General features: G+C 41.1%; 12 protein-coding genes and 15 tRNA genes. 25 read left to right on the top strand and 2 right to left on the bottom strand.

Going from position 1 to position 13,850, the window contains the following annotated elements:
- The first annotated feature begins 75 nt into the window (after window positions 1-75).
- The 16 genes from IEV52_RS18155 (at window position 76) to IEV52_RS18080 (ending at window position 2,264) form a co-directional block, all read left to right on the top strand.
- Window positions 76-150: transfer RNA gene (locus tag IEV52_RS18155), tRNA-Asn, on the top strand.
- 4 nt (window positions 151-154) lie between these two features.
- Window positions 155-246 (top strand) — tRNA-Ser (locus IEV52_RS18150).
- A 26-nt stretch (window positions 247-272) separates the two neighbouring features.
- A tRNA-Glu gene (locus tag IEV52_RS18145) sits at window positions 273-347 on the top strand.
- Window positions 348-381: 34 nt separating this feature from the next.
- Window positions 382-457 (top strand) — tRNA-Val (locus tag IEV52_RS18140).
- A gap of 166 nt (window positions 458-623) precedes the next feature.
- Window positions 624-700, top strand: a tRNA-Met gene (locus tag IEV52_RS18135).
- A 3-nt stretch (window positions 701-703) separates the two neighbouring features.
- A tRNA-Asp gene (locus IEV52_RS18130) sits at window positions 704-779 on the top strand.
- A 173-nt stretch (window positions 780-952) separates the two neighbouring features.
- Window positions 953-1,028: transfer RNA gene (locus tag IEV52_RS18125), tRNA-Phe, on the top strand.
- An 8-nt stretch (window positions 1,029-1,036) separates the two neighbouring features.
- A tRNA-Thr gene (locus tag IEV52_RS18120) sits at window positions 1,037-1,112 on the top strand.
- A gap of 151 nt (window positions 1,113-1,263) precedes the next feature.
- Window positions 1,264-1,348: transfer RNA gene (locus tag IEV52_RS18115), tRNA-Tyr, on the top strand.
- A 25-nt stretch (window positions 1,349-1,373) separates the two neighbouring features.
- Window positions 1,374-1,447: transfer RNA gene (locus IEV52_RS18110), tRNA-Trp, on the top strand.
- Between the two features lie 14 nt (window positions 1,448-1,461).
- Window positions 1,462-1,537, top strand: a tRNA-His gene (locus tag IEV52_RS18105).
- A gap of 9 nt (window positions 1,538-1,546) precedes the next feature.
- Window positions 1,547-1,621 (top strand) — tRNA-Gln (locus IEV52_RS18100).
- A gap of 22 nt (window positions 1,622-1,643) precedes the next feature.
- Window positions 1,644-1,718, top strand: a tRNA-Gly gene (locus IEV52_RS18095).
- Window positions 1,719-1,730: 12 nt separating this feature from the next.
- Window positions 1,731-1,805 (top strand) — tRNA-Cys (locus IEV52_RS18090).
- A gap of 25 nt (window positions 1,806-1,830) precedes the next feature.
- Window positions 1,831-1,915 (top strand) — tRNA-Leu (locus tag IEV52_RS18085).
- A gap of 145 nt (window positions 1,916-2,060) precedes the next feature.
- Entirely contained in the window at window positions 2,061-2,264 is a 204-nt protein-coding gene (locus IEV52_RS18080; RefSeq protein WP_188403859.1) for a hypothetical protein, read from the top strand.
- A gap of 283 nt (window positions 2,265-2,547) precedes the next feature.
- Here the strand turns inward: IEV52_RS18080 and IEV52_RS18075 are convergent, their stop codons facing one another.
- Complete coding sequence (locus IEV52_RS18075; protein WP_188403858.1) at window positions 2,548-3,204, bottom strand: B3/B4 domain-containing protein; 657 nt, start codon at window positions 3,202-3,204, stop codon at window positions 2,548-2,550.
- A gap of 74 nt (window positions 3,205-3,278) precedes the next feature.
- Between IEV52_RS18075 and queG the strand changes: the two genes are divergently transcribed.
- The 5 genes from queG (at window position 3,279) to IEV52_RS18050 (ending at window position 7,371) form a co-directional block, all read left to right on the top strand.
- Window positions 3,279-4,424 carry a tRNA epoxyqueuosine(34) reductase QueG gene (queG, locus tag IEV52_RS18070; protein WP_188403857.1) on the top strand — a complete coding sequence of 382 codons (1,146 nt, stop codon included), beginning with the start codon at window positions 3,279-3,281 and terminating at the stop codon, window positions 4,422-4,424.
- 59 nt (window positions 4,425-4,483) lie between these two features.
- Window positions 4,484-5,020 carry a methylated-DNA--[protein]-cysteine S-methyltransferase gene (locus IEV52_RS18065; protein WP_188403856.1) on the top strand — a complete coding sequence of 179 codons (537 nt, stop codon included), beginning with the start codon at window positions 4,484-4,486 and terminating at the stop codon, window positions 5,018-5,020.
- 66 nt (window positions 5,021-5,086) lie between these two features.
- Entirely contained in the window at window positions 5,087-5,968 is an 882-nt protein-coding gene (locus tag IEV52_RS18060; RefSeq protein WP_188403855.1) for an amidase domain-containing protein, read from the top strand.
- 84 nt (window positions 5,969-6,052) lie between these two features.
- Window positions 6,053-6,526 (top strand): tRNA (uridine(34)/cytosine(34)/5-carboxymethylaminomethyluridine(34)-2'-O)-methyltransferase TrmL, encoded by a 474-nt coding sequence (trmL, locus tag IEV52_RS18055; RefSeq protein WP_188403854.1) that lies wholly within the window; start codon window positions 6,053-6,055, stop codon window positions 6,524-6,526.
- Window positions 6,527-6,813: 287 nt separating this feature from the next.
- Window positions 6,814-7,371, top strand: coding sequence for a DUF5366 family protein (locus IEV52_RS18050; protein WP_188403853.1), 558 nt, complete (start codon window positions 6,814-6,816; stop codon window positions 7,369-7,371).
- 225 nt (window positions 7,372-7,596) lie between these two features.
- On the opposite strand, the gene IEV52_RS18045 is transcribed toward IEV52_RS18050, so the two are convergent.
- Window positions 7,597-9,435: a transglycosylase domain-containing protein gene (locus tag IEV52_RS18045; protein WP_188403852.1), complete on the bottom strand. Its 1,839-nt coding sequence runs from the start codon at window positions 9,433-9,435 to the stop codon at window positions 7,597-7,599.
- 171 nt (window positions 9,436-9,606) lie between these two features.
- On the opposite strand from IEV52_RS18045, the gene IEV52_RS18040 reads away from it, so the two are divergent.
- The 4 genes from IEV52_RS18040 to yhbH all read left to right on the top strand — a co-directional run bounded on the left by IEV52_RS18040 (window position 9,607) and on the right by yhbH (window position 13,834).
- The gene (locus tag IEV52_RS18040; RefSeq protein WP_188403851.1) at window positions 9,607-11,502 is read left to right on the top strand and encodes a PrkA family serine protein kinase; all 1,896 of its coding nucleotides are present in this window, start codon (window positions 9,607-9,609) and stop codon (window positions 11,500-11,502) included.
- Between the two features lie 188 nt (window positions 11,503-11,690).
- A complete protein-coding gene (gene lepB, locus IEV52_RS18035) occupies window positions 11,691-12,266 on the top strand; it encodes a signal peptidase I (protein WP_188403850.1) in 576 nt (191 codons plus the stop codon).
- 32 nt (window positions 12,267-12,298) lie between these two features.
- On the top strand, window positions 12,299-12,472 hold the full coding sequence (locus IEV52_RS18030; RefSeq protein ID WP_188403849.1) for a hypothetical protein: 174 nt from the start codon (window positions 12,299-12,301) through the stop codon (window positions 12,470-12,472).
- A gap of 195 nt (window positions 12,473-12,667) precedes the next feature.
- Window positions 12,668-13,834 (top strand): sporulation protein YhbH, encoded by a 1,167-nt coding sequence (yhbH, locus tag IEV52_RS18025; protein WP_188403848.1) that lies wholly within the window; start codon window positions 12,668-12,670, stop codon window positions 13,832-13,834.
- The last annotated feature ends 16 nt before the right edge of the window (window positions 13,835-13,850 follow it).

The following is a 13,850-nucleotide window of genomic DNA, read 5'->3' as shown; positions in this document are numbered from 1 at the left end:
AGTTAAGCTCTTCAGCGCCGATGGTAGTTGGGGGTTTCCCCCTGTAAGAGTAGGACGTCGCTAGGCCATACATATTCCACAGTAGCTCAGTGGTAGAGCTATCGGCTGTTAACCGATCGGTCGTAGGTTCGAGTCCTACCTGTGGAGCCATATTGGAGAGCTGTCCGAGAGGTCGAAGGAGCACGATTGGAAATCGTGTATACGGTCAACCCCGTATCAAGGGTTCGAATCCCTTGCTCTCCGCCAGATACATACTCTCATACTCAAACACTGGCCCGTTGGTCAAGCGGTTAAGACACCGCCCTTTCACGGCGGTAACACGGGTTCGAATCCCGTACGGGTCACCACTTTTTATACATAACCAACTTAATATTTTTTAATGGAGGATTAGCTCAGCTGGGAGAGCACCTGCCTTACAAGCAGGGGGTCGGCGGTTCGATCCCGTCATCCTCCACCATTTATTTATACTTTTATATCATACTTTATATCATCGCGGGGTGGAGCATGGAGCGTAAGCTTCAGTGAAATCACGACGACATGTCTCGACGGATACACATCTCTGAGATGCTTGTAGAGGAAGAGATTGCAAAAAAGGACGACATCGTCCATATACTTGATATCATCGCGGGGTGGAGCAGTCTGGTAGCTCGTCGGGCTCATAACCCGAAGGTCGCAGGTTCAAATCCTGTCCCCGCAACCAAATGGACTCGTGGTGTAGTGGTTAACATGCCTGCCTGTCACGCAGGAGATCGCCGGTTCGACCCCGGTCGGGTCCGCCATTTTTATTTACATTAAACGGTGGCTTTACATTACCAAGACATTGTTTCTTGGCTCGATAGCTCAGTCACGAGGAATACATCGTGATAAAACTACGAGTTGTCTCGACGGATTTACTCACAGTCATTCTTTTAGAGGAAGAGACAGGGTAACCAACGGACAGTTAAACATTCTTGGCTCGATAGCTCAGTCGGTAGAGCAGAGGACTGAAAATCCTCGTGTCGGCGGTTCGATTCCGTCTCGAGCCACCATTTTTTTTGCCGGTTTAGCTCAATTGGTAGAGCAACTGACTTGTAATCAGTAGGTTGGGGGTTCAAGTCCTCTAGCCGGCACCACAGATTTATTTATTCCAATAATTAAATCTGCTGCGATGAGGAATCTACTGCTCGAATAAGCATGTAGACGCAGAAGCATGTCCTTGTCAGGATAAAAATTCCTCTTGAAATCAGGTCTTATATGTTTTAAAATAATACCTGTCTCAATTGTGGAGGGGTAGCGAAGTGGCTAAACGCGGCGGACTGTAAATCCGCTCCCTCCGGGTTCGGCGGTTCGAATCCGTCCCCCTCCACCATCTTTATTAGCATATTATTCCTTACAGGGGCATAGTTTAACGGTAGAACGAAGGTCTCCAAAACCTTTGGTGTGGGTTCGATTCCTACTGCCCCTGCCATTATAAATACTGTGGCGGTCGTGGCGAAGTGGTTAACGCATCGGATTGTGGTTCCGACATTCGGGGGTTCGATTCCCCTCGTCCGCCCCATTTAAGTGTTGGGCTATAGCCAAGCGGTAAGGCAACGGACTTTGACTCCGTCATGCGTTGGTTCGAATCCAGCTAGCCCAGCCATTTTTATTTTAAATTAATATCTGCGGAAGTAGTTCAGTGGTAGAATACAACCTTGCCAAGGTTGGGGTCGCGGGTTCGAATCCCGTCTTCCGCTCCATTTTTAGATTCTGGCGGCATAGCCAAGTGGTAAGGCACGGGTCTGCAAAACCCTTATCCCCCGGTTCGAATCCGGGTGCCGCCTCCATCTTTTATTGATCAAAGCCTTAAATGCCGGTGTGGCGGAATTGGCAGACGCGCACGACTCAAAATCGTGTTCCTTCTGGAGTGTCGGTTCGACCCCGACCACCGGTACCATTTTACTTTAACATAACAGCATGTATTTTAGACTTCTCACAGTTGTGGGAAGTTTTTTTATTTTATTTGGATTTTAATACTGCCTAAAAACTTAAATGAACGTTCTTCTTGTACACTGAATAGGTAAGAACAAGGGGGAGGGCCAATGTATAGAGGGCAGCTTGGTTCTGTTTTTTGTATTCTTGTCATTACCGTTTGTTTAACATCTATCTTTTTCTTATTGTCTGATATAGGACGTTATTTTGATGTAATAGAAATAATGATAATGAGGATATTTTATTCTATAAAAGTAATCCTGATTTTATCGGTCATCATGTTTTTAGCATTGCTGTTTCTTTTAAAACGTTAATTGTATGGAAATGTAGCTTGGCTAGTGCCAAGCTTTCAAAATAGTAAAAAAGAACTTGTCATAAATCTTAAACATGCTGCTTATATATAGAACAAGTTAGTTGTAGGTTTTAATGCAGGGCTTCGTTGATCCAATGAAGCCCTGCATTTTTTTGTAATCCCAGATATTTAGGTAATCACCGGCGAGATCAAGCAATAATACAGCGGGTTTTTACATTAATCCTGTTAGTTTTTATCATATATCCGCGAGTCGGCTAAATATGACAAGAGGCGAATTCAATCATTTAGAGAACCTTGATCTCCGCAGTCCCACCATTCACTTGGGTAAACATTTTTGCCATTGATTCTAAAAGTTCTTCTGCCTCACTTTTCTCCATAGATGGCTGGAGGTATACGATATGTAATGCATTCATCACTCTTTCATCTACCATCGTACGCTTAGAGTCCACGATAGGGCTGCCAAATGCTCCAAAAGAGTCAGCTGATAATAGCTTTCCTTCCATATTCATTTCTCGGCCGTTTAAGCCCTCATATGTATCGTCAGAATGACCAATTCGAATCTCAACATTCCCCTCAATCTTATCGAGGTTATATAGACCAATGGGGATGGCAAAACGTATTGAAAAGAAATTATTAACGTCTACACCTGAATTGATAGGAGGTAGATCTTTGCCGCTTAATATACGCCGAAGCAGCGCTTCTGAAGCAGGACGGTACCTGGAAGGATCAATTCCTATCGCCTTAAATACAGACCGGTACTCGGCGATACCCGGATAATCTGTTGCTGTTTTTTCCTCAAGGCGCAGAGATTCTGTAAATAGCTGGAATCTGCCTTTTATCATTTGCGGTGATTCGCTAATCGCGATATCATGGTATGTAATTGTGCCTATTTTAAAATGTGGGACAAGTTCGCTTATTTTAGGAGAAATGGTAATCATCATCGAACCCCGTTTCTTTTAAATATAGTTGTATTTTATCATAAGAGTGGAAAATAAATGTGAAAGGAGGGATATGCGTGACAAGTGCCCAGTTGAAGAAAGAGATTGTTGCATATAGTAAAGAAATCGGAATTGATAAAATTGGCTTCGCACATGCGAATGTTTTTGCGGAGCTTAAAGAACGACTCCGAATACAGCAAGACCTTGGCTATCAATCAGGATTTGAAGAAAAAGATATTGATAAGAGAACAGAGCCAGAGCAGCTGCTTACAGGCGCTTCAAGCATTATATCTATTGCACTGGCATATCCCTCTAAAATGAAGAATGCTCCTAAAAGTATAAAAGGAGAGCGAAGAGGTATTTTTTGCAGAGCATCATGGGGTAAGGATTACCACCATATATTAAGAGAAAAACTCTCGCTGCTCGAAGCTTTTATTATAGACAAAGTTCCAGAAGCAAAAGTAAGATCGATGGTAGACACGGGTGAGCTTTCAGATCGTGCCGTGGCTGAAAGAGCAGGGATCGGTTGGAGTGCAAAAAACTGTGCCATCATGTCACCAGAGTTTGGTTCTTATATGTACCTGGGAGAAATGGTCACAAACATTGCGTTTCCTGCTGATACACCTATAGAAGATCAGTGCGGCACATGCAATAAGTGTGTGGAGGCATGTCCAACAAATGCTCTCGTTCAAGGGGGGCAGCTCGATTCTTCCAAGTGTATTGCTTTTCTAACCCAAACAAAAGACTTTCTACCTGACCAATATAGAGACAAATTAGGCAACCGGCTTTATGGCTGTGATACATGTCAGACAGTGTGTCCTCAAAATAAGGGAAAAGATTTTCACCATCATGTGGAAATGGAACCTGATCCAGAGATTGCAAAACCTCTTTTAAAACCTTTATTGTCTATGAGCAATAGAGAGTTTAAAGAAAGATTCGGGCATGTTTCCGGCAGCTGGAGAGGAAAGAAACCCATTCAACGAAATGCGATTATCGCCTTAGCTCATTTTAAAGATGAAACGGCTATACCAGATCTCGTGAACTTACTAAAACATGACCCTAGACCTGTAATAAGAGGAACAGCTGCATGGGCCATCGGTAAGATTGGTGGAATTGATGCAGAATCGGAACTATTGTCTGCAAAAGAGCGTGAAAAAGACGATTTGGTTGAGTTAGAGATAGAAAAGGGACTCAAAATGCTTCAAAATCAGGAAATATCGTAATCGCATATGTTTGAAGTGTCCGATATAGTAAGGTCAAGTAATGAAAAGAAGGGATAATTATGTGTCAGATTAAAACGTTACTCTATTATGAAGAAATGGAAAGCGTAATCGGACCGTTAACAATCATTGCAACGGAGAACGGAATCTGCCGTCTCGATTTTGGTTCAATGGAGGATAACCTTCCATCTTTACGTTCATGGATGGCGAAACACTTTATTAAAGGAGAACTCATTCGCTCTCCAGAGTATGTAGAGGATGCCATTCAACAATTACAGGAATACTTTGCAGGCAATCTGCATGAGTTTAACGTGAACTACGATTTATTCGGTACGGCTTTTCAAAAAAAGGTTTGGAACCAGCTTACGAGCATTCCATATGGCCTAACTTGTTCATATAAGGAAGTGGCTCAAGGGATTGGTGCACCTAAGGCTGTTCGTGCTGTCGGTAGTGCGAATAACCAAAATCCTGTACCTGTTTTTATTCCATGTCATCGCGTCATTGGCAGCAATGGTGCTCTTGTAGGATATGGCGGGGGATTAGACAAAAAAGAAATATTATTATCGATTGAACAGAATAGCTGCAAGAAGACATCTTAGAGCCCTTAAAGGGTTCTTTTTTTTGTTATTCCTCTCATATGTTAGTAAAAGCAGGAGGGATGTCTGATGTGGATGGAAACACTTAAAGCTTATATACAAAACCAGTCTCAATGGATGATACATGCAGATGCGGATGGAAGAGGCTTCTTCTTACGAGACGAACAAGAAAGCTTTTTGCGAAAAAAACAAATGTATACCGATAGAAATGCATTTATCGTGAATAATCAAACGAATGGAAGTGTTTTGAGAACGACCGAAACCGATAATAAAGTTCAAGTGGATTATCTTGTACACTATAGTTTCTTGATCAAACACGGTTTTGACTTTTATGTAGAAGAGTTGTCACAAGAGCGCCGTGCTGTTTTCCTAGAGGGTGAGATGAAAAGTGATGAACCCGTAAATGAAGAAGGGAATTATCGTGAACTCCCAAAGATCGAAAGGGAAAACGAATCAATTTCTCCAACTAAGGGCGGTTATGACAGGCTTGCTGCTGTTCGATATGCGGAGCGATGGTGGAACTCCTACAATCCAGCTTATAAGAACTTTGAAAATGATTGCACGAACTATATATCTCAAAGTATCCATGCAGGCGGTATTCCAATGACATCTCAGTCCATCAAGTCTAAAGGGTGGTGGATGAGAAATAACTCCTGGAGCTATAGCTGGTCGGTTGCGAATGCCCTTCGGTGGTATTTAAGCGGATCGAAATCGAGTTTGCAAGCTCAGGAGAAATCTGCAGCTCATCTATTGCTGCCGGGTGATGTTATCTGCTATGACTTTGATGGCGACGGGCATTATCAGCATACGACGATCGTTGTAGCCAAAGATCCTTCAGGGGAACCATTGGTCAATGCACACACGACGAACAGCAGAATGCGTTATTGGGGATATGAGGATTCGACAGCTTACACAAAAAGAATTCAGTATAAATTTTTTCATATTCTTTAATGTGAAGCTTGCCTTCTTGAGTGATATTCCTAAAAAAGTGCTATAATAAGTACTTGTTGGAATATTGTTTTTGAGGTGAGCTTTTTGGCTATACATGTTGTATTATTTGAACCATTAATTCCTGCAAACACAGGAAATATCGCACGAACATGTGCAGGAACAGGCACGCACCTGCATTTGATCCATCCACTGGGATTCTCTTTGGAGGACAAGTATTTAAAGCGGGCTGGCCTTGACTATTGGGAGCATGTAACATTGTATCATCACGATTCATTGGATGCGTTTTTCACTGAGTATCCAAACGGGGAATTTTTCTATATAACCAAATTCGGAGAGCGAACGTATTCGGATTTTGATTATTCTGATGCAGAGAAGGATGTCTTTTTTGTTTTTGGGAAAGAAACAAAGGGGCTTCCTAGAGAATTAATTGATGCAAACATAGAGAGATGCCTGCGGATACCAATGAATGAGCACATTCGCTCATTGAATTTATCAAATACTGCAGCTATTTTAATCTATGAAGCACTACGTCAGCAAAGCTTTGGAGAGTTGAAATAGAAATTGAAATAGGGGAAATAAAAAAACGTCCTTACAGAAGAGGGACGTTTTTACTTCCATATGTATATGGATTAGTTTTTTCCAGGACGATCGTTATAGCCTGCTGTAAAGATTGCAGTCAGGAAGGCGAGCATCACGAGTAGGATGAGGATAAAATCCATCTGAACTCCTCCTTTGAAAGTAGTCTTATTCTTTCCATTCTCTCTCCTCATTATAAATGAAAACGGTTTTCATGGGAATGTATTTCTGCGAAGATTTAACAATTTGAGGGGATTCGTGTTGAGCAAATGAAGAAAAACGTTTATATGACAGGGTATCTTCCGTTGTTCTCGATTATCCTGTTCAGCTCTGGTTTTGCGATCTATTTTGAAAGGCTTCTGATCGATAAACTCAGATACTTTGGAGTTTATCAAGGGATGCGGGAGTTATTTCCGGATCATGTGATTCATCTATCGGTTGGCTTTTGTTTATTTTTATTGTTTTTTATGGGTTTTGCTGCTCTTAAGCTATTATCTGACACACTGACTCATTTAAGTCTGTTCTTTTTTTCGAGGGATTCGGAAGGGACACTCATCCAGCAAGGAAAGAACGGGGGATGGTTCTTTTTTGCTGGCGGAATGCTTTCGATAATATTGAACCACTCCATCCTGCTTTTATGTATGGTGTTTGGTGTGGCATCACTTGTATATTTCTTTTATTTTTTGTTGAAGATCGGGTCGAGCCTATCCACTGCCGGAATAATGGGGATGGTATTTATGCATTTGTTCTTCTGGACAGGGTTCAGTTTGCTCGTCGTTTATACGGTGATGCGTTTGTATAATGCGTTCGTGGCGGCGATCACATAAAAATTTTTTTCAGGATTTGTCGTTTTTTATCGACTCGTGGATATACCGGGGAAATTCGTGGATATAAGATAAAATTTCGTGGATATGTTATAGATTCTCGTGGAATTATCCTTTAAACTTCTGGAATTATTGTTGGTTCATAGTATTACTGTTCACACTAGTCGTGTTATCATTTGCACTCTAAAAGACAACCCTGCCACTCCATTCAGTGACAGGGTCTTTTTATCATTTCTGAGAAGCTTTTATCATAATATCTCGCCAAATCATAACTTCCGGAGAGGATCCTTCAATAGATCCAAGGCTGCTCGGTCGATCACGGCCAACCCAAACTCCCGCAGTGTAACGATCCGTCAATCCTACGAACCAAAGATCTTTGATATTGTTCGTTGTTCCGGTCTTTCCTCCAATATACGCTGAGCCAGAGAAACGAGCATCTCGGGCTGTACCTGAAATTGTTACCGCCTCAAGCATCTCCCGCATCACTGAGTTTGTTTTTTCACTCCAAACTCTAACGGGCTTATGGTCCAGAGCATATATCACTTTTCCGGTTTTATCTTTGACAGAAGTAATTAACCTAGGTTTCGCGTATGAACCACCGGAGCTAAAGACGGTATAGGCACTGGTAAGTTCCAGTGGAGAAAAACCTTTCGAGAAGCCCCCTAGAGCACTAGCAAGCTGATGGTCATCTGTTGGAATGGATGAAAAACCGAATGCATCTAAATATGTAAATGCTCTTTCAACGCCAGTCTTCTTTAACGCCCGGACAGCTGCAGTGTTGATAGAGCTTGCCATGGCCTTTTCTAAAGAAACAATTCCATAAGAAGCACCGCCATAGTTGTTTGGACAATAATTATCTTCACAGATGCGAGCAGCTGATATCAAGGAATGAGGGTTTGCACCATATACATCAACATACGGAGCATAAGCAAGCAGCGGTTTAATCGCAGAACCTGGCTGCCTTCTTGCTTGGTAAGCCCGGTTAAACTCTTCTATGCCAACATTCTTTCCACCGACCATTGCTACAATCTGTTTAGAAACGTGATCTACAACCACTGCAGATCCTTCTACATCACGGTAAGGCAATCGGTTAAGAACAGCTTCTAATGTTTCTTTCTGCAGCTCAGGGTCAAGCGAAGTTTCAACCACAACACCACTTCTTAAAAGTTCATCTCTCTTTTTCACCAGCTCTTCAGGCTTCAATCCCTTATTATCGGGTGCTGCTGCAACTAGGTTCAGCAGTTCTTCTTTTACGTAGCCAACAACTTCAGGAAAAGGAACAGCTTGCTCAGAAACATGTAATTTAATCGGTTGTTTAACTGCCTTATCATATTCAGTTTGATCAATAAATTCTTGCTCTTTCATCTTCTTAATAATCCATTGCTGCCGTTTCTTTGTGTTCTCAAGTTTTGTTAAAGGGTTATAGAATCCCGGATTATTCGGGATTGCTGCGAGTAAAGCGATTTCCCCTAATGAAAGCTCCTTCACTGGCTTATTAAAGTAATAGCGGCTCGCCTTTTCAATTCCATAAACACCGTTTTGAAAATAAATCGTATTGATGTATAGCTCTAGAATCTCCTCTTTTGTCAGCTGCTGTTCGATACGATAGGAGATGAGTAATTCTTTTAGTTTTCGGTCGTAAGTACGTTCATGGGTTAAAAAGAGATTGCGTGACAGCTGCTGAGTGATCGTGCTGCCTCCTTGCTGGATGCCGCCTTCAGAAGAATTGGATATAAATGCTCTAGCTATGGCTTTTCCATCGATTCCGTGATGTTCTAAAAAATTCTGATCTTCTGTTGCGATAAATGCCTGCCGAACGTAAACAGGAATCCTTTCAAAGGGAAGATAAATTCGGCTTTCCTCGCCTTTAAACTCATAGATAAGACTACCGTTTCGATCGAGGAGACGACTGTTTTCATCAAGATCAATCTCTTCCACTTTAGCGAGAGAATGTACGGCTTTATGAAATGGGATATAGTTTTCGTATTCGTTTCTTAACCCAATAAAAGAAAAGAGCACGATACTCAATAAAAAGAGCACCGCAACTAGGCCAAGCTTCTGATTCATAGACTCTGGCTCCGTTTCAAAACACAATGATAAACATATTTTACCATGAAAAGGATAATAGAAATTCTTACTTTTTCAAATAAAAATCACTATTCAAACAGAATGATTACGGACATCCTCGCATAGAGTAGATTAACACTTGATGGAGCCAATACAATCAAGGAGGTACTCATGGATATTTTATCGAGAATCCAACTGCATCGTGAAGAAGAACAGCGTTTAGCCTGGGAAGGTACCTTCGCTGAATACCTTGATATTTTACGAGATCGGCCATTTGTTGCCCAGTCTGCGCATTCAAGAGTATACAACATGATTAAAGATGCTGGAATTTCAGAGAAAAATGGTCAAAAGGTGTATCATTTTTTCAGCGATCAAATTTTTGGTTTAGAAGAGTCTATCGAACGCCTTGTAGAAGAGTATTTTCATCCAGCCGCTAAGCGCCTTGATGTCCGTAAACGTATACTATTGTTAATGGGGCCTGTATCCGGTGGTAAATCCACTTTAGTTACGATGTTAAAAAGAGGTTTAGAGCAATACACAAAAACGCCTGAGGGAGCGGTTTATGCGATCAAGGGATGTCCGATGCACGAAGATCCACTGCACCTTATCCCGCAGCACCTCAGAAAAGAGTTTTACGATGAGTATGGTATTCGTGTCGAAGGAAGCTTGTCACCGCTCAATACGATGAGACTTGAGCATGAGTATGATAACCGGATTGAAGATGTGATGGTTGAGCGTATCTTCTTCTCAGAGGATAAGCGTACTGGTATCGGAACATTCAGCCCATCAGATCCAAAATCTCAAGATATTGCCGATTTAACAGGAAGTATCGACTTTTCAACAATTGCCGAATTCGGATCTGAGTCTGATCCACGTGCATATCGTTTTGACGGGGAGCTCAATAAAGCAAACCGAGGCATGATGGAGTTTCAGGAAATGCTGAAATGTGATGAGAAGTTCTTGTGGCATCTTCTTTCCCTCACACAAGAGGGAAACTTTAAGGCAGGGCGTTTTGCGTTGATCTCAGCGGATGAGCTCATAGTTGCTCATACCAATGAATCAGAGTACCGTTCATTTATTGCGAATAAAAAGAATGAAGCGCTGCACTCCAGGATTATCGTAATGGGTGTACCGTATAATCTCAGAGTTTCACAAGAAGAGAAGATCTATGCAAAGATGATTTCAGAAAGTGATATGGCCCATGTTCATATCGCACCGCATGCTCTAAGAGTAGCCGCAACTTTCTCAGTTCTTACAAGACTAAAAGACTCCAAGAAACAAGGTATGGACTTACTTAAAAAGATGAGACTCTATGATGGTGAGATTGTAGAAGGTTTCAATCATGTTGATTTAGAGGAGTTAAAGAAAGAGTTTTCGGATGAGGGCATGTCTGGTATTGATCCGAGATACGTCATTAACAGAATTTCGTCAGCTATCATTCGAAAAGAAACACCTTCCATCAATGCGTTAGATGTACTTCGTTCATTAAAGGACGGTCTGGATCATCATGCATCCATTTCGAAGGAAGATAAAGAAAGGTTTATTAACTTTATCTCAGCAGCTCGTAAAGAATACGATGATATTGCGAAGAAAGAAGTTCAGAAGGCCTTCGTTTATTCGTACGAAGAATCTGCGAAAACGCTTATGGATAACTATTTGGATAATGTGGAGGCGTATTGTAACAAAAACAAACTGCGTGATCCGCTTACTGGTGAAGAGATGAGTCCGGATGAAAAGTTAATGAGATCGATAGAGGAACAGATCGGTATTTCAGAGAATGCGAAGAAAGCGTTCCGCGAAGAGATTCTTATCCGTATCTCCGCATATGCAAGAAAAGGAAAGAAATTTGACTATAATTCTCACGAACGATTAAGAGAAGCCATCCAGAAGAAGCTGTTTGCTGATCTTAAGGATGTTGTAAAAATTACAACTTCGTCGAAAACACCAGACGAGTCACAATTGAAAAAGATTAATGAAGTTATCGCGCGTCTAGTTGATGAACATGGCTACAATACAACTAGTGCCAACGAATTATTAAGATATGTGGGAAGTTTATTAAATCGATAATATATGAAACACACCCTGGACATAAAAAAGGTTGTCAGGGTGTGTTTTTTTACAAAGAAATAGGGAAAACTAAACAAATTCACTATCTTGATTTTACAAACATTTATTATAAAAATAAATGAACTTGTATTTAGTTATTTAAAAATGGTAAATTGATACTAATAAGCTAACTAAAGGAAGTGAGCTGTATGAGCTCGGCTCGAAAAGAAAGAAATGGTTTAGTAGACTGGATCAAAGCAATTGGTATTGCACTTATTATTGCTATTATTATAAAAAAGTTTTTGATTGAGCAATACGTTGTCTACGGCGAGTCGATGATGCCGACGATACAAAACGGGAATCGACTGATCGTAAATAAGATCGGCTATGAAATCGGGAATCCAGAACGGTTCGATCTAATTGTGTTTAAGGCTAATCCTAAAGAGGATTATATTAAACGAGTAATTGGACTGCCTGGGGACCATATTGCGTACAAGGATGACAAACTGTATATCAACAAAAAACCAGTAGATGAACCTTACCTAAAAGAATTTAAACGGTTTGCTGGGAACCGGACGTTGACAGGCAATTTCACCCTGGAAGAGATCACAGGCCATGACACCGTTCCTAAAGGAAAAATCTTTGTTCTTGGCGACAATAGACTTCATAGCATTGACAGCCGGCATATTGGCTTTGTAGAGATGACTGATATCGTAGGTGAAGCAAACATCCGTTATTGGCCGGTAGATGAGATGAAAGTGTTTAATGGTTTTAAAAAGGAATAAATGGGGAAAATTTCTGTAAGAGGTGAATCCCTATGACAAAACAAAATAACGAACCTAAACGAAAAAACAGTTCAATGGCATCAAACTTTGAAGAAATGAAAGAACACGGAAAAATAATGGAACACGTCTCAACCAATGAAGAAGTACGAAAGAGCGGGAAAACACCAGATCCCCAGCAGCATGATAAAAAGGAATACAAAAAATAAACATTCGGGCCTTCTTTTCTATTTTTGAAAAGAGGGCTTTTTTATAGCGAAAGATTAGCAACTCTAAGGAGTACGTGCATATGATAGAGTAACCAACCCTTTTTTCTGATAAAAGCTGATTACAAAAAGCAAGGTATGCCCCGGGTTGATCAAGAAAAAGCAGCATAGATTATTGCTGCTCTGGAGGGGATAGCTATGAGTGAACCGGATAAGAACAATTTTGTTGTGTCTCAGGAAAACTGGTCCCTCCACCGAAAAGGATATCAAGATCATCAAAGGCATATGGAAAAAGTGCAGGAAGCCATTAAAAACAACTTGCCGGATTTGATAAGCGAAGAAAATATCATTTTGTCCAACGGACGTGACGTGATTAAAATTCCGATCCGTTCGATGGATGAATACAAAATCCGATACAACTACGACAAAAACAAGCACGTAGGCCAAGGTGACGGAGATAGCCAGGTGGGGGATGTAGTAGCCAGAGATGGACGTGCAGCACAGAGCGGAGCCGGAAAAGGAAAAGGGCCGGCTGGTGATAAACCAGGTGTTGACTATGCAGAAGCGGAAGTTTCCATTCTTGAACTAGAAGAGATGCTATTTAAAGAATTAGAACTGCCTAACTTGAAACAAAAAGAACAAGACCAGATCGTATTAGAAAAGATTGAGTTCAATGATGTTCGCAAAAAGGGTCTTATGGGTAACGTGGATAAAAAGAGAACCATCTTAACTGCTTTTAAGAGAAATGCGCTGGTCGGGAAGCCGAGTGTTGCTCCTATTCATAATGATGATCTTCGATTTAAAACATGGAACGAGGTCATAAAACCAGAATCCAAGGCTGTGGTATTAGCGATGATGGATACTTCAGGTTCTATGGGAATCTGGGAAAAATACATGGCTAGAAGCTTCTTTTTCTGGATGACGCGTTTTCTTCGTTCGAAGTATGAAAAAGTTGAGATTGAGTTTATTGCACACCACACGGAAGCGAAAGTTGTTACAGAGGAAGATTTCTTTAATAAAGGAGAGAGCGGAGGCACAATCTGTTCATCTGCTTATCGAAAAGCGCTTGAGCTGATCGAGACTAAATATTCTTCAAGCCGCTTCAATATTTACCCGTTCCATTTTTCAGATGGCGACAATCTTACGAGCGATAACGCAAGATGTGTAAAACTTGTTCAGCAGATCATGGAACATTCGAATATGTTTGGTTATGGCGAAGTAAACGCGTATAATCGTCATTCGACATTGATGAGTGTATATAAAAATATGGATAATCCGAAATTCAGCCATTATATTTTAAAAGAAAAAGCAGATGTTTATCATGCAATGAAGAGTTTCTTTAAGAAAAGTGAAGTCAGTTCCTAATAATAAAAGCCCGCAT

It is taken from the genome of Fictibacillus barbaricus, assembly GCF_014635025.1.
GTDB lineage: Bacteria > Bacillota > Bacilli > Bacillales > Fictibacillaceae > Fictibacillus > Fictibacillus barbaricus.
This window is presented reverse-complemented; position numbering and strand designations above follow the sequence as displayed.